A 14,349-nucleotide genomic window follows, 5' to 3' on the forward strand; every position below is an offset into this window, starting at 1 on the left:
CGGCAACGCAATTTGTCGCAATTTAGCCGCGCCGGGCGCGACCCCTGTCCACATCATAGCTCTTGCAGGATTATCATAACCCTGCGGCGATCGAGGGGCACGATGTCGTCTGGGGGGACGTTCCACCGGATCGCGCAGGATCACCCCAGCCGCTGATCCCGCATGTCCTGCGTGTCTTCCGTCGCCACCTTGACGGCGGCGGTTGCCGCGCTTTTGGCTGCGCCCTTGCGGCTGGCGATCTCCACCGCCTTGCGGCCGGAGATCTCGTGACCGGCATCATCCGGCATCTGCCAGAAGAACCAGCTCGACAAAGCCGAGGTCAGCGCCACCACGACGAAGGCGGGCGCGAACACGGTGGCGTTGAGCTCGCTGACATGGCTCAGCCACATCGTGGTTTCCACCGAGGCTGCGCCGACGGCAACGCCGGCGGAGACCGCAAGCTGCTGGTTGACGCTGACGAGCGTGGTGGCGCGGCTCATCTGCGCGCTCTCGACCTCGGCATAGGCCACCGTGTTGATCGCGGTGAACTCGAGCGAGCGGAAGAAGCCGCCGACCACCAGGATCACCAGGATGATCAGCAGCGGCGTCGTCACCGTGAACAGCGCACAGACGCCGAGGAAAAATGCGCTGATGATGGCGTTCACCGTCATCAGATTGCGGAAGCCGAAGGTGCGGATGATCCGCGCGGCCAGCGTCTTCATGCCCATCGCACCGAGCGAGGAGCCGAAGGTGACGAGGCCGGAATGGAATGGCGACAGCCCGAAGCCGATCTGCATCAACAGCGGCAGCAGGAAGGGCAGGGCACCGATGCCGAGCCGGAACAGGAAACCGCCGAGCACGGCCGCGCGCAACGTCGGCAGGTTCAGAAGCGAAAAGTCCAGCACCGGCGATCCCGTCCGCCGGGCATGGATGACGTAGAGTGTCATCGAGATCGCGCCGCCCGCGACCAGGGCTGCCACGATGCTCCAGGGCAGCAGGTTGAGGCCGGCTACGGAGAGACCGAACGCGATGCCGGCAAGCCCGAGCCCAGCGAGCACCATGCCGTAGAGATCGAATGGCTCGCGTTCGTCGCTCTTGATCGGATCGATGAACTTCAGCGCCATGAAGATGCCGAGCAACCCGATCGGAATGTTGATCAGGAAGATCCAGTGCCACGTCGCGTAGGTGGTGATGAAGCCGCCGAGCGGCGGGCCGATCACCGGACCGATCAGGGCAGGGACCGTCACCCAGGCCATCGCGTTGACCAGCGCGCTCTTGTCGACCGAGCGCAGCAGCACGAGGCGCCCGACCGGCGTCATCATCGCGCCACCCATGCCCTGGAGGATGCGCGCGAACACGAAGTCGGTGACCGAGGTCGAGAGCGCGCAGCCGACCGAGCCGACCATGAACACGCCGACGGCGATCGCGAACACCATGCGCGCGCCGAACCTGTCAGCGGTCCAGCCGCTCGCCGGGATGAACACCGCGAGCGACAGGAGGTAGGACGTGATCGCGAGCTTCAGCGTCAGCGGGCTCGTGCCGATGTCGGCCGCGATCGCCGGCAGCGAGGTGGCGATCACCGTGGAGTCCATGTTCTCCATGAAGAGAGCAGTGGCCACGATCAGCGGAATGATGCGTTGCTTGTCGACCATGACGGATTCGTAATGAAAATCAGAAGAATGGGTGAACCCGCGGCTTATCACCGCCACGCGGCCGGGACCATTGCGGATCAACGCATAGCACCTAAATCCTTCGTCATTCCGGGGTGCGCCGCTTGGCGCGAGCCCGGAATGGCGGTGGTGGGCCGCGGCCGGGCGATCCCCACTGAATTTACCTAAAAAGCCTGTGCATGGCTGGCCAGCGGTCCGATTTACTTTGATTCGTCGCGCGGCCGTGCTATCGACCCGCGTCAACCCCACCGATGGGCTCCGATTCTCCGGCGATGCCGCAAGGCACGCCGAGGGCGGCGCTCATCCATACTTATTTGCGGCACTGCCGCAGGAAGGAGTTGGCAGATGGCCACGGTGCAACTTCAAGGCATCCGAGAAGCCTTTACGTTCGACGACGTGCTGTTGAAGCCGGGCCTGTCTGACGTCATGCCGGGCGAAGTCGACATCCGCTCCCGCGTCACCCGCGCCATTCCGCTCAACATCCCGATCATGGCCTCCGCCATGGACACCGTCACCGAGGCCCGCATGGCGATCGCCATGGCGCAGGCCGGCGGCCTCGGCGTCATCCACCGCAATTTCGATCCCGAAGGCCAGGCCGCCCAGGTGCGGCAGGTCAAGCGCTACGAGTCGGGCATGGTGGTGAACCCGCTCACCATCAGCCCCGAGGCCACGCTCGACGACGCGCTCAAGCTGATGAGCGATCACGGCATCTCCGGCATTCCCGTCGTGACCGGTGCCGGCAAGTCCACGCCGGGCAAATTGGTCGGCATCCTCACCAACCGCGACGTGCGCTTTGCCACCGACCGCCGGCAAAAAGTCTCCGAGCTGATGACGCATGAGAACCTCGTCACGGTGCGCGAGAATGTCAGCCAGGACGAAGCCAAGCGGATGCTGCATCATCATCGCATCGAGAAGCTGCTCGTCGTCGACGAGCAGTATCGCTGCGTCGGCCTGATTACCGTCAAGGACATCGAGAAGGCGGTCGCCCATCCGCTCGCCTGCAAGGACGCGCAGGGGCGCCTGCGCGTTGCCGCGGCCACCACCGTCGGTGACACCGGCTTCGAGCGCACCGAGCGGCTGATCGATGCCGGCGTCGACCTCGTCGTCGTCGACACCGCGCACGGCCATTCCCGCCACGTGCTTCACGCCGTCAACCGCATCAAGCGTCTCTCCAACTCCGTGCAGGTCGTCGCCGGCAACGTCGCGACATCAGAGGGCGCGCAGGCACTGATCGATGCGGGCGCGGACTGCATCAAGGTCGGCATCGGCCCCGGCTCGATCTGCACCACGCGCATCGTCGCCGGTGTCGGCGTGCCCCAGCTCACCGCGATCATGGACGCGGTCGAGGCGGCGAAGAAGTCGGACATCCCCGTCATCGCCGACGGCGGCATCAAATTCTCCGGCGATCTCGCCAAGGCGCTCGCCGCCGGCGCCGACATCGCGATGGTCGGCTCGCTGCTCGCCGGCACCGACGAGACCCCCGGCGAAGTGTTCTTGTGGCAGGGCCGTTCCTACAAGGCCTATCGCGGCATGGGCTCGGTCGGCGCGATGGCGCGCGGCTCGGCGGATCGCTACTTCCAGCAGGACATCAAGGACGCGCTCAAGCTCGTGCCTGAGGGCATCGAGGGCCAGGTGCCCTATAAAGGCCCGGTCGGCAATGTCATGCACCAGCTCGCCGGTGGCCTCCGTGCCGCAATGGGTTATGTCGGCGCAAAGGACATGAAGGAGCTGCACGAGAAAGCGAACTTCGTCCGCATCACCGGCGCGGGCTTGCGCGAAAGCCACGTCCACGACGTGACGATCACGCGCGAGGCGCCGAATTATCCGGGCGGAGGCTAGTCGCTTCGCTCGTGCCCGAACAACGGCGTCATGCCCCGCGAAGGCGGGGCATCCAGTACGCCGCGGCCTATCGATTTCATCACAACCGTCTCGGAGTACTGGATCGCCCGGTCAAGCCGGGCGATGACGGCGCGTGTGGTTGAGGTGCACGCGCTTTTATATTGACGAGCTTCATTCCCTCCGCTTCCGTCCGCGTCGAAAGACAAAACGGAGGAAGCCATGTCCCAAGGCAAGCGCATCGTTCTCGCTGCACGTCCCGTCGGCGAACCCCAATCATCCGATTTTCGCCTGGAGGAATTTGCAGTCCCGACGCCTGGCGCCGGTGAGGTGCTGTTGCGCACGATCTGGCTGTCGCTTGATCCCTATATGCGCGGGCGCATGAGCGATGGTCCGTCCTACGCAGCACCTGTGCCGGTCGGGGGCGTGATGGAAGCCGGCACGGTGTGCGAGGTCGCGGCTTCCAACAATCCGAACTTCGCCAAGGGCGACATCGTGCTGTCCCGCGCGGGCTGGCAGACCCATGCGATCTCGGACGGCAAGGGGCTCGCAAAGGTCGATCCCAAGCTCGGTCCGATCTCGACCTCGGTCGGCGTGCTCGGCATGCCCGGAATGACCGCCTATGCGGGCCTGCTCGACATCGGCAAGCCGCAAGGCGGCGAGACCGTTGTTGTCGCCGGCGCCTCCGGCGCGGTCGGCTCGGCGGTCGGCCAGATCGCGAAGATCAAGGGCGCACGCGCGGTCGGCATCGCCGGCGGCAAGGACAAGTGCGACTACGTGGTGAAGGTGCTCGGTTTCGATGCCTGCATCGATCACCGCGATCCTGATCTCGCCGCGAAGCTCAAGGACGCCTGCCCGAAAGGCATCGACGTCTACTTCGAGAACGTCGGCGGCGCCGTGTTCGAGGCGGTCTTCCCGCAGCTCAATCCATTCGCGCGCGTGCCGGTCTGCGGCCTGATCGCGCATTACAATGACACCGAGGCCAAGCCGCCGAAATGGGCGTCATCCCTGATGCGCGCGACGTTGACCAAGCGGCTGACCTTCCGCGGCTTCATCGTCGCCGACTTCGCCTCGCGCCATGGCGACTTCCTGCGCGATATGTCCAGCTGGGTCCGCGACGGCAAGGTGAAGTACAAGGAGTTCGTCACCGAGGGGCTGGAGAGCGCCCCGGACGCCTTCATGGGGCTGCTGAAGGGCGCCAATTTCGGCAAGCAGCTGGTCCGGGTCGGACCGGATAAGGCTTAATTTCAGGGCCTGGAGCGTCTCCTGAAGGGCTGGAGCGACTGGCAGTTGCGCCGGTGTCACACTCCTGGCACCGTTGGCTAACAAAGAGTCACCGATTTGCAACACCTGCCCGCAAAACCCCGTATGTGTGACCGAGGGTTCATTGACGTTCGGGCGAAGGCATTGAATCATCGCGCATATTTAGGGTGTTGCGATGTTAGAGATCGGTATTTTCTGCGTAATCCTTCTGGCCGCCGGCTATTGGGCGACCATGTTCGTCATGGGCCGGCGCGACGACGTCATCCATGGCAAGTTCGTGCACAGCGAAGACGCGGGTGCGTTCACGCAAGCCGCGATGCCGGCGCCGCCGCCATTCCCGAAGCGTCCGGTCAAGGCGGCGCAGCCCACAAGCGTTGCGCCTGCGAATGATCCGGCCGCTCAGCCGGTGAGTAGCGAAGCGCTGCAATCGTTGCTGACCGCGATCCAGCAGGATCTCAAGAGCGTCGCCTGACAAACGAAGCGCGCGCTTAGTGCTCGCCGCCCATCTGGGCGAACAGCTCTTCGATATCGATATCGACCTGGCCGGCGGCGCGGACGTGGCGGACTTCAAAGCTGTCGGGGGCGAAGCGGTACTCGACGAGGCCGGTCTCCTTGATCGCGATCCGGTCCTGGCGTGAATCGTTGATCTTGAAGCCGGCCGAGGGCGCCCAGACGTGCCGCGTGTGGCGGAACGTGAAGTCGCGACGCTGATGCACGTGACCGCTCGCGATGAGGCGGAGATCGACATGCGCAAACATCTCGATCAACCGCGCGCGCGCCGGCTGCGGCACGTAGCGGATCGAGGTCTCCGGGGTTTCGGGATCGTCGGGCAAATGGAGAAACACCGGCTTGTGCAGGAACAGCGCGACCGGCTTGCCATTGACCTTCGCGATTTCAGAAGCGAGCCAGTCGAACTGCTCGGCCTCGAAGGCGAGCCCTGAATTCATCACCAGCGAGTTGAGGCCGATGAAGCGCCAGCCTGCGGCCTCGAACGACCAATGATCCTCGCCGATGATGTCGCGGAATTGCTGGCGGTGTGCTTCCGCGATCGGCGGCTTTGGCGCAGGCCCGATCGCGGTCGGGTTGTCGCCGATGTCGTGATTGCCCGGAAGATAGCGACAGTCGACCGGCAGCGCGTCGTGCAGGCTCTTGGCGAACTGCACATCGTCGCGGCTCGTGGGCCCGTCGAAGGACACATCGCCGGTGTTGATGACGAGATCGGGCCTGTCAGCGTCGATATGCTCGCTGACCGCCTGGAAGTTCGCGATCAGGCCGGGAAAGCGCCGGCCGAGATGCGTGTCTGAAATCTGGGTGAGGCGAAATTCGGACATGCGCAAAGTATCGTCCCGCCAAACGTCGGAACGATGACGCGCGCGCAAAAGCTGCGATGAAACAAAGTTTAAAGCACGCGATAGCGGATGGTGTAGGCGTCCTGCGGCGCGACGCTGCCTGTCAGCGGCGAGGCGATGCGGTCGGCAAGATGCCAGGGGCCGAACTGCTCGGTGCGATGCGGCTCGGCGGGCAGGCGGAGGCGGAATTCGAAGGTGCCCTTGCCGGGCAGGTTCACGACCAGAATCCGGTCGGCGGTGCGATGGTTGAGCGCGACTGCGCCGCGCAGCAGCGCGCGTCCGTTGGCGAGGTCGCTGACGCCGTCGACCAGAGCGAGGGTTTGGTTGCGGTCGGTGTGCAATTCGATCTGGGTGTCGGCAGTTACAGCCGCGAGGGTTTCGCGCGGCATGCGGATCTCGAACTCGACCGCGGGCCTGGACGGGTTGAGGCCGAGATAGGCGAGCGCGGCGTGGCGCATGTCGTAGGCCACGAAGGCGAGCAGGGCGGCCGCGGCGAGCACGGCCAGGCCGTGCCTGATAACGTCGCGCCACGTCCGGTATCCCAGGCGGAAATACACGGTCATTGCCAGCGCCACCGCCAATGCCGCCGCAACGCCGGCCAGCGCCGACATCCAGATGCCAAGCTGGCCGTCGGCGGAGTCGGTCCAAAGGCTGGACAGGGTGTTCATGGTGCTCTCTTGGCGTGTCTCGCCGGGCTCCAGGGGCCGAAATCGCTTTGATGATCGGCAGTTGGTCGCTTGATTGGGAACGCCGGTTCAACTCGTCGATTGTCAGCGCCAGAAGTCGCGGCTAATGACGGTCTGCGGCACGCCGCCTTACGGGAAAGTTCCGATGTCCGTCCAAATGGTCTTGTTGCCTGTCTTCGTACAGGTGGGTCTCACCTTCGCGCTCCTGCTCGGCATGGTGTTCGGGCGCCGGAATGCGCTGGTCTCGGGCGAGACCAGGATCCGCGACATTGCGCTCGGCGAGCCGAACTGGCCGAAGGGCGCCACCCAGATCGCCAATTGCTACCGCAACCAGTTCGAGTTGCCGGTGCTGTTCTACGCCCTGATCGCGCTGGCGCTGCCGCTCCGCCATGCCGATGTCTTCATCGTGCTGATGTCCTGGGTGTTCGTGGTGACGCGCTTTGCCCATGCCGGCGTGTTCGTGACCTCGAACGATCTCGGCCGCCGCTCGTCGGTCTGGCTCGCCGGCGTGCTGGTGCTGCTGGCGATGTGGATCTACTTCGCATTGAAAATCCTGTTGCTGATCTGAGCGCTTATGCACGCGCATGATCCGGAAAAGTGGATACCGGTTTTCCGGCAAGATCATGCGCAAAAACAAAGAATCCTGATCTGAAAGATTCAAATGACTCCCGCTGCCCGGCTGTCCGCAGCCATCGAACTGATCGACACCATCGAGAAAGACCGCGTGCCTGCGGCCAAGGCGCTGAAGGAGTGGGGCACCGCGCACCGCTATGCCGGTTCCGGTGACCGCGCCGCCATCGCCGGCCTGGTCTGGGATGTGCTGCGCCGCTACGCCTCGAGCGCCTTTCTCATGGATTCCGACACCGCGCGCGCCCGGCTGATCGGCATGCTCCGGCTCGAGCGGAGCATGGACACCGCGACCATGGCCGCGATGTTCGACGGCAGCCGGTTTGCACCTGAGCCGCTGACGGAGACGGAGGAAGCCGCACTCGCCTCGCGCTCGCTCAAGGATGCGCCCGCCGCGATCGCCGGCGACTACCCTGAGTGGCTCGATTCCCATCTGGCCAAAGTGTTCGGCGAGGACCGCGCGGCAGAGGCGATCGCGATGGCGAGCCGGGCGCCGCTCGATTTGCGCGTCAACACGCTAAAATCCAATCGCGACAAGGTGCTGAAGGCGCTTGCTCATCTTCATGCGAAACCGACGCCATGGTCGCCAAATGGCCTGCGCATCGCGCTTTCGGCCGATGCGCGCAACCCCGGCATCCAGGCCGAAGAGGATTTCATCAAGGGAGCCGTTGAAGTGCAGGATGAAGGATCGCAGCTTGCGGCCCTTCTCACCGCGGCAAAACCGGGCGAGCAGGTGATCGATCTCTGTGCCGGTGCCGGCGGCAAGACGCTGGCGCTCGCCGCGATGATGCAGGGCAAGGGCCGGCTGATCGCAACCGACAGCGACAAGCGCCAGCTCGTGCCGATCCACGAACGGCTGTCGCGCGCCGGCGTTCACAATGCCGACGTCCGTACGCCCAAGGGCGAGGCCGATCCGCTGGCCGATATCAGCGCGACCGCCGACCTCGTCGTCCTCGACGCGCCCTGCACGGGAACCGGCACCTGGCGCCGCAACCCCGACGCCAAATGGCGCATGCGGCCGGGTGCGCTGGAGATCCGCCTCAAGGATCAGGCCGAGGTGCTGGAGCGCGCCGTGCCGCTGGTGAAGGCGGGCGGCCGGATCGCGTACATCACCTGCTCGGTCTTGCCGGAAGAGAACGGCGAGCAGGTGAGGGCGTTCGTCGCGAAGCATCCGGAATTCGCGGTGGTGCCGCCGGAGCAGACCGCGAGCGTGCTCTGGGACAAGGCCGAAGAATTCGCGCAAGCCGCGATGCAGTCGCCCGAGGGCTGGCTGATGACCCCGCGCCGCACCGGCACGGATGGATTCTTCGTGTCGCTTCTTCGTAGGGTGGGTTAGCTTCGCGGGCGGCGCGCAGCGCAGTCCGCGAGGCGTAACCCACCACTTCTGTTTCCGCGGATTGAGCCAGTGGTGGGTTACGCCTTCGGCTAACCCACCCTACCGCACCGCGCCTGTGGCACCATCTTCCCAAACAAAAACCCCGCCACCGGATCCCGGTGGCGGGGCTTCTGTAATCCTACGATCTGCCGGTACGTCCGTGGTCAGATCGCGAATTGCGCGGTCAACTAGCCGGCGCGGAGATTGTCGGCCGAGGACTTGCCGCTGCGGCGGTCCGCAACGATGTCGAAGGAAACCTTCTGGCCCTCATTGAGGGTGCTCAGACCAGCACGCTCGACGGCGCTGATGTGAACGAAGACGTCCTTCTGGCCGTCATCCGGCTGGATGAAGCCAAAGCCCTTTTGGTTGTTGAACCACTTCACGGTGCCCATTGCCATAGTCATTTCCTTTCAATTGACGATGCACTCAGGGGGACAAATGCACATTGCTGCGCCCATCATCCCGGTTGGTCGATTTTGGAGAAATACCTGAAACGTGCTCGCCCATTGAAGTGAGACGGAGCGGCCCAGTCGTTCGGCCAAGGATCGATCTTCACAATCTAGCGATTTTTTGGGGCAACTTCAAGGCACCACGCGCTCGTGGCGAGCCGGGTGATCTTTGCTATTTTGCGCTGCACACAGCGGGGTTCCGTCAGTCCACAATGAACAATGTCGCGCCCGTCGCCGTCGAGGAGCGATGCGCGGAATCGCCAAAATCCGAAACCTGGTAGCTCATCCCCACCGTCAGCTTGAATTTGCGCCCGTCGCGCAGCTCGCTGTCGAGCTCGCCCGCGAGCACGTAGAGCACGTGGCCGCGGTCGCACCAATGATCGGCGAGATAACCCGGAGAATACTCCACCATCCGCACCCGGAGATCGCCGATGTTCAGCGTACGCCACAGCGCGTGCCCGGTCTCACCGGGATGTGTGGTGGCCTCGACCTTGCTCCAGTCGGTGACGGTGAAGGGCGAGGTGGGGAGCTTCATGGGGCGGGTCCTGTTTCAACACCGGCGGTGCCGTTGTTATCGCACGCGCTCGCCTCAGTCTCGGTGTCATCGCCCGCGAAGGCGGGCGATCCAGTATTCCAGAGGCCGTGCCGTAATGCGGAGAAGCCGCGGCGTACTGGATTCCCCGCTTTCGCGGGGAATGACAGCGGTGGGCGGCGCCCTCACTGCACCAGATGATTGGCCGATCCCTGCATGATCAGCCCCGCATCATTCACCCGCAAATACTCGCAAATCCGCTTGCCCCGCTCGTTCTCGTAAAACACCACCACGCTATCCGGGCTGACGAACACGTCGATCAGCGAAAAGTGCAGCTCCGGTATCAACCCGAGCGCCTTGCCCCAATACGCGCGCAACGCGTCCTTGCCGCGCACAGTGCCGCTGGCGTCGAATCCCATCGCCGGGATGCGGTCGGACGTCATCACGGCCGCCTCGTCGTAAAGCGTGAGCACGCGCTCGAGATCGCGGGCATTCCAGGCCTCGACCCAGGTCCGGCCAAGTGCGGCAAGCTGTGATGGCTGGTGAAATCTCGACATGGCGTTCTCCCTGATTGGCCCCTGTTTGGTGGGTGGGGCAAATTAGGTCAATAATACTGACATATATCCGTTTGTCCATGCCCAAAGAAGAATGTGGGCGCGCAGTTCGCGCGGTTGCGGGCAGGGGGCTCATCGCGTATTTGCTTGCCATGACAGCAGCACAGAACGCCCCGCAGTCGACGCCCTCCGTGGCCTCGGCGCACGACAAGATTCTCATCGTCGACTTCGGCAGCCAGGTGACGCAGCTGATTGCGCGTCGCGTGCGCGAGGACGGCGTCTATTGCGAGATCGTCCCGTTCAACAAGGCCGAACAGGCCTTTCTGGAGATGAAGCCGAAAGCGGTGATTCTCTCCGGGGGCCCGGAGTCGGTGCATGAGGCCGGCTCCCCCCGCGCGCCGCAGCTGATTTTCGCCTCCGGCGTGCCGGTGATGGGCATCTGCTACGGCCAGATGACCATGGCAGAGCAGCTCGGCGGAACCGTCGAGGGCGGCCATCACCGCGAGTTCGGCCGCGCCGATGTCGAGGTGAAGGCGCCGAGCAAGCTGTTCGAGGACGTCTGGTCGCCGGGCGGCAAGAACCAGGTCTGGATGAGCCATGGCGACCGCATCACCAAGATGCCGCCGGGCTTTTCCGTTGCCGGCACCTCGCCGAATGCGCCGTTCGCGATCATCCAGGACGAGACGCGCAAATATTACGGCCTGATGTTCCACCCCGAAGTGGTGCACACGCCCGACGGCGCAAAACTCATCCGCAATTTCGTGCGCAAGATCGCCGGCCTCACCGGCGACTGGACCATGCGCGCCTTCCGCGAGGAGGAGATTGCAAAAATCCGCGCCCAGGTCGGCAAGGGCAAGGTGATCTGCGGCCTCTCCGGCGGCGTCGATTCCGCCGTCGCCGCCGTGCTGATCCACGAGGCCATCGGCGACCAGCTGACCTGCGTGTTCGTCGACCACGGCATGCTGCGCCTCGACGAAGCCAAGACCGTGGTCGACCTGTTCCGCCACCACTACAACATCCCGCTCGTGCACGTGGACGCGTCAAAACAGTTTTTGGGCGAGCTCGAAGGCGTCACCGATCCCGAAAAGAAGCGTAAGACCATCGGCCGCCTCTTCATCGAGGTGTTCGAGCAGGAAGCCAAGAAGCTCGGCGGCGCCGACTTCCTGGCGCAGGGCACGCTCTACCCCGACGTGATCGAGAGCGTCTCCTTCACCGGCGGACCTTCAGTCACCATCAAGTCGCACCACAATGTCGGCGGTCTCCCCGAGCGCATGAACATGAAGCTCGTCGAGCCCCTGCGCGAGCTGTTCAAGGACGAGGTGCGCAAGCTCGGCCGCGAGCTCGGCCTTCCCGAAATCTTCGTCGGCCGCCACCCGTTCCCGGGCCCCGGCCTCGCCATCCGCTGCCCCGGCGACATCACGCGCGACAAGCTCGACATTTTGCGCAAGGCCGATGCCGTCTACATCGACCAGATCCGCAAGCACGGCCTCTACGACGACATCTGGCAGGCCTTCGCCGTGCTGCTCCCGGTGAAGACCGTCGGCGTCATGGGCGACGGCCGCACCTACGACTACGTCGTGGGCCTGCGCGCCGTCACCTCGACCGACGGCATGACCGCGGACTTCTACCAGTTCGACATGAAGTTCCTGGGCGAGACCGCCACGCGCATCATCAACGAGGTGAAGGGCGTGAACCGGGTGGTGTACGACGTGACGAGCAAGCCGCCTGGGACGATTGAGTGGGAATAATTCAGGCCCATCCGGGCCTATCCCATTCTATCCAATTGCGCGAATTAACAGACTGATTTTACGACCGAATTCGTCATCGACATTCGAGAACTATCGGCACGCATAAATCCGGACAGACGGGGCGCCTGACGGTGCCGCCGTCCATTGAAACTATCGACCCTGATCAATACCGTCACACGCGATGCTGCATCTGACGGTATTTTTCTTTGTCTAAGTATCTGCAAAACAAGGAAATCTCCGGTCAAACGCGGCTCAAAAATCGCTGACGGTATTTTGCCCGGAGGGGAAGTCCTTGCTGACAGACGCTGCGCTTAAGGCACTGAGACCAAAGGAAAAATCGTACAAGGTCACCGACCGTGACGGCATGTACGTTGTCGTCTCGCCCGCCGGGACGCTGTCGTTCAGGCTCGACTACCGTCTGCATGGTCGACGCGAGACGGTAGTTCTTGGGAAGTACGGCCCGACGGGTCTGTCGCTCGCTCGCGCTCGTGAGAAATGCATCGATGCAAAGCGCGCAGTAGGCGAGGGTCGGTCCCCCGCTATCGAGAAGCAGCGCGAGAAACGGCGCCTCCTTGAAGCCAGGAGTTTCGGTGAGCTCGGAGAGAAGTGGCTCGTTGCGGCTCCGATGGCCGACAGTACGCGGGCGATGCGGCGATCGATCTTCGAACGCGAGTTGCTTCCCGTCTGGCGCAAGCGCCTCCTGAACGAGATCGCACCGGACGATCTTCGCGCCCATTGCGCCGCCATCGTGGAGCGCGGGGCTCCTGCAACGGCGATTCACGTGCGCGATATCGTGAAGCAGATCTACGGTTATGCAATCTTGCACGGCGAGAAGATCGCCAATCCTGCAGACGAGGTGGGACCCGCGTCGATCGCAAACTTTGTCCCGCGAGACCGTTCGCTTTCTCCGACTGAAATCCGCATCATGCTCAAACAACTGGATCGCGTCGCGACATTGCCCACCATCAGGCTGGGACTGCGTCTCTATCTGCTCACGATGGTGCGCAAAAGCGAACTGCTCGATGCCACATGGGATGAGGTCGATTTCGAGAATGCGGTTTGGACGATTCCCAAGGAACGCATGAAACGTTCGAAGGCGCACAACGTCTATCTCTCGAGCCAGGTGCTCGACATCTTCATTGCGCTCAAGACCTGCGCGGGAAATTCCAAGTATGTCCTGCCGTCGCGCTATGACGCCGACGCCCCGATGTCGCGGGCAACCTTCAACAGGGTCACATATTCGGTCGTTGAGCAGGCACGTAAGGAAGGACTTCCGCTGGAGCCGTTCACGGTTCACGACTTGCGAAGGACCGCGTCAACTCTTCTCAACGAACTTGGATTCAACAGCGACTGGATCGAGAAGTGCCTCGCGCACGAGGACGGACGATCATCGAGGGGAGTCTACAACAAGGCCGAATACGAGGTGCAGCGTCGTCATATGATGCAAGAATGGTCCAACATCGTTGATGCATGGGTTGGTGGCCAGAAATACATTCCGATCCTCATTCCGCCTTCAATGCCGCTCCTGCAGCCCGACCCGGCCCTTTAACCGGCCGGCTTCGACGCTGTCTCACGTCGGGATGCGGCGCCCGAGCAAGGGGCGCCGATCTGCGCGCAGCCAGCCAGTCTTCGATCTCGGTGAGGTCCCACACGATACATCGGGGCGATAGGGCAAACCGCCTCGGAAACTCACCGCGTTGCTCCATTTCATAGATCGTGCTGTCGGCAAGCGGGACCATCTCGCGAAGCTGATCTCGCCGGATAGTGCGCTTGATGGGTGCTATCTCTCGACGTGCCATATTGCTGTCCTGCAGGCGATTGAGACCAATAGGTGTTGTGCAACTAGAGCTCCGAGCTCCGCCGGGCAACCGGCTGGCCAACGGGTCGTATAAAAAGAAGCATTTGGCAGTGTCGGACACGAAGGCGATGCGCATCGGTTCGCTCGCGTGCCGACCAGGGACAGCATCATGCCGACTCATAAGGCGGGCAAGCGTCAGCGGACGTTGGCGAACCCCCGATACTGCTTCAGTGATCCGACCACGCAGGTTCACGCGCATAGATCCGACAGCTACGTTGGCAATTCGAGCGGCAGTGACAGCCACAACAATATGCCATCCGCCTTCCAAGCACGCGAAGTGCTCGTATCTGGTTGGCCGCGCTCCGTGCGTTGAATGCGCGATGTTTACCGTGCCGCAAATGAAGGTTTCCGCATCTCGGTCCAGAAGAAGACCGCACCCGCGAGAGCGATCGGGAATATCATTTTGCTAGCCTCGACGAGCCT

Annotated in this window: 14 protein-coding genes; 7 read left to right on the forward strand and 7 right to left on the reverse strand. The window is 63.4% G+C overall.

Annotated features, from left to right (window positions below; translation table 11 throughout):
* Nucleotides 1-140: 140 nt before the first annotated feature.
* Nucleotides 141-1,631, reverse strand: a complete 1,491-nt coding sequence (locus tag V1280_RS02020; protein ID WP_334518492.1) for an MFS transporter — start codon at nucleotides 1,629-1,631, stop codon at nucleotides 141-143.
* Between the two features lie 363 nt (nucleotides 1,632-1,994).
* On the opposite strand from V1280_RS02020, the gene guaB reads away from it, so the two are divergent.
* The 3 genes from guaB to V1280_RS02035 all read left to right on the forward strand — a co-directional run bounded on the left by guaB (nucleotide 1,995) and on the right by V1280_RS02035 (nucleotide 5,220).
* The gene (gene guaB, locus V1280_RS02025) at nucleotides 1,995-3,488 is read left to right on the forward strand and encodes an IMP dehydrogenase (RefSeq protein WP_148777772.1); all 1,494 of its coding nucleotides are present in this window, start codon (nucleotides 1,995-1,997) and stop codon (nucleotides 3,486-3,488) included.
* 219 nt (nucleotides 3,489-3,707) lie between these two features.
* Nucleotides 3,708-4,730, forward strand: a complete 1,023-nt coding sequence (locus V1280_RS02030) for an NADP-dependent oxidoreductase (protein WP_334518496.1) — start codon at nucleotides 3,708-3,710, stop codon at nucleotides 4,728-4,730.
* Between the two features lie 193 nt (nucleotides 4,731-4,923).
* Nucleotides 4,924-5,220, forward strand: a complete 297-nt coding sequence (locus V1280_RS02035; protein WP_334518498.1) for a hypothetical protein — start codon at nucleotides 4,924-4,926, stop codon at nucleotides 5,218-5,220.
* 16 nt (nucleotides 5,221-5,236) lie between these two features.
* Here V1280_RS02035 and V1280_RS02040 read toward each other — a convergent pair whose 3' ends face one another.
* Nucleotides 5,237-6,079, reverse strand: coding sequence for a metallophosphoesterase family protein (locus V1280_RS02040; RefSeq protein WP_334518500.1), 843 nt, complete (start codon nucleotides 6,077-6,079; stop codon nucleotides 5,237-5,239).
* A gap of 68 nt (nucleotides 6,080-6,147) precedes the next feature.
* Nucleotides 6,148-6,765 (reverse strand): acriflavin resistance protein, encoded by a 618-nt coding sequence (locus V1280_RS02045; RefSeq protein ID WP_334518502.1) that lies wholly within the window; start codon nucleotides 6,763-6,765, stop codon nucleotides 6,148-6,150.
* 163 nt (nucleotides 6,766-6,928) lie between these two features.
* On the opposite strand from V1280_RS02045, the gene V1280_RS02050 reads away from it, so the two are divergent.
* Together V1280_RS02050 and V1280_RS02055 are read left to right on the forward strand one after the other, a co-directional pair.
* Nucleotides 6,929-7,351, forward strand: a complete 423-nt coding sequence (locus V1280_RS02050) for an MAPEG family protein (RefSeq protein WP_334518504.1) — start codon at nucleotides 6,929-6,931, stop codon at nucleotides 7,349-7,351.
* A 93-nt stretch (nucleotides 7,352-7,444) separates the two neighbouring features.
* Nucleotides 7,445-8,746, forward strand: a complete 1,302-nt coding sequence (locus tag V1280_RS02055; RefSeq protein ID WP_334518506.1) for an RsmB/NOP family class I SAM-dependent RNA methyltransferase — start codon at nucleotides 7,445-7,447, stop codon at nucleotides 8,744-8,746.
* A gap of 227 nt (nucleotides 8,747-8,973) precedes the next feature.
* On the opposite strand, the gene V1280_RS02060 is transcribed toward V1280_RS02055, so the two are convergent.
* The 3 genes from V1280_RS02060 to V1280_RS02070 form a co-directional block, all read right to left on the reverse strand.
* The gene (locus V1280_RS02060; RefSeq protein WP_148749473.1) at nucleotides 8,974-9,183 is read right to left on the reverse strand and encodes a cold-shock protein; all 210 of its coding nucleotides are present in this window, start codon (nucleotides 9,181-9,183) and stop codon (nucleotides 8,974-8,976) included.
* Between the two features lie 253 nt (nucleotides 9,184-9,436).
* The gene (locus tag V1280_RS02065; protein ID WP_334518512.1) at nucleotides 9,437-9,769 is read right to left on the reverse strand and encodes a DHCW motif cupin fold protein; all 333 of its coding nucleotides are present in this window, start codon (nucleotides 9,767-9,769) and stop codon (nucleotides 9,437-9,439) included.
* Between the two features lie 182 nt (nucleotides 9,770-9,951).
* On the reverse strand, nucleotides 9,952-10,323 hold the full coding sequence (locus tag V1280_RS02070) for a nuclear transport factor 2 family protein (protein ID WP_334518514.1): 372 nt from the start codon (nucleotides 10,321-10,323) through the stop codon (nucleotides 9,952-9,954).
* Nucleotides 10,324-10,472: 149 nt separating this feature from the next.
* Here V1280_RS02070 and guaA point away from each other — a divergent pair, with 149 nt between their 5' ends.
* Together guaA and V1280_RS02080 are read left to right on the forward strand one after the other, a co-directional pair.
* Nucleotides 10,473-12,068, forward strand: a complete 1,596-nt coding sequence (guaA, locus tag V1280_RS02075) for a glutamine-hydrolyzing GMP synthase (protein ID WP_334518516.1) — start codon at nucleotides 10,473-10,475, stop codon at nucleotides 12,066-12,068.
* Between the two features lie 292 nt (nucleotides 12,069-12,360).
* Nucleotides 12,361-13,617, forward strand: a complete 1,257-nt coding sequence (locus V1280_RS02080) for a tyrosine-type recombinase/integrase (RefSeq protein ID WP_334518518.1) — start codon at nucleotides 12,361-12,363, stop codon at nucleotides 13,615-13,617.
* Here the strand turns inward: V1280_RS02080 and V1280_RS02085 are convergent.
* The gene (locus tag V1280_RS02085) at nucleotides 13,571-13,867 is read right to left on the reverse strand and encodes a helix-turn-helix transcriptional regulator (RefSeq protein ID WP_334538122.1); all 297 of its coding nucleotides are present in this window, start codon (nucleotides 13,865-13,867) and stop codon (nucleotides 13,571-13,573) included. The two genes, V1280_RS02080 and V1280_RS02085, sit on opposite strands and share 47 nt — an antisense overlap.
* Between the last annotated feature and the right edge of the window lie 482 nt (nucleotides 13,868-14,349).

Source organism: Bradyrhizobium sp. AZCC 2230, from assembly GCF_036924495.1.
Lineage (GTDB): Bacteria > Pseudomonadota > Alphaproteobacteria > Rhizobiales > Xanthobacteraceae > Bradyrhizobium > Bradyrhizobium rifense.

Excerpts from the sequence above, each read along its gene's own strand:
- V1280_RS02070 (WP_334518514.1), bottom strand. The coding sequence starts at position 10,323 with ATGTCGAGATTTCACCAGCCATCACAGCTTGCCGCACTTGGCCGGACC.
- V1280_RS02055 (WP_334518506.1), top strand. The coding sequence starts at position 7,445 with ATGACTCCCGCTGCCCGGCTGTCCGCAGCCATCGAACTGATCGACACC.
- V1280_RS02065 (WP_334518512.1), bottom strand. The coding sequence starts at position 9,769 with ATGAAGCTCCCCACCTCGCCCTTCACCGTCACCGACTGGAGCAAGGTC.
- V1280_RS02040 (WP_334518500.1), bottom strand. The coding sequence starts at position 6,079 with ATGTCCGAATTTCGCCTCACCCAGATTTCAGACACGCATCTCGGCCGG.
- guaB (WP_148777772.1), top strand. The coding sequence starts at position 1,995 with ATGGCCACGGTGCAACTTCAAGGCATCCGAGAAGCCTTTACGTTCGAC.
- V1280_RS02050 (WP_334518504.1), top strand. The coding sequence starts at position 6,929 with ATGTCCGTCCAAATGGTCTTGTTGCCTGTCTTCGTACAGGTGGGTCTC.
- V1280_RS02060 (WP_148749473.1), bottom strand. The coding sequence starts at position 9,183 with ATGGCAATGGGCACCGTGAAGTGGTTCAACAACCAAAAGGGCTTTGGC.
- V1280_RS02045 (WP_334518502.1), bottom strand. The coding sequence starts at position 6,765 with ATGAACACCCTGTCCAGCCTTTGGACCGACTCCGCCGACGGCCAGCTT.
- V1280_RS02035 (WP_334518498.1), top strand. The coding sequence starts at position 4,924 with ATGTTAGAGATCGGTATTTTCTGCGTAATCCTTCTGGCCGCCGGCTAT.
- V1280_RS02085 (WP_334538122.1), bottom strand. The coding sequence starts at position 13,867 with ATGGCACGTCGAGAGATAGCACCCATCAAGCGCACTATCCGGCGAGAT.
- guaA (WP_334518516.1), top strand. The coding sequence starts at position 10,473 with ATGACAGCAGCACAGAACGCCCCGCAGTCGACGCCCTCCGTGGCCTCG.
- V1280_RS02020 (WP_334518492.1), bottom strand. The coding sequence starts at position 1,631 with ATGGTCGACAAGCAACGCATCATTCCGCTGATCGTGGCCACTGCTCTC.
- V1280_RS02030 (WP_334518496.1), top strand. The coding sequence starts at position 3,708 with ATGTCCCAAGGCAAGCGCATCGTTCTCGCTGCACGTCCCGTCGGCGAA.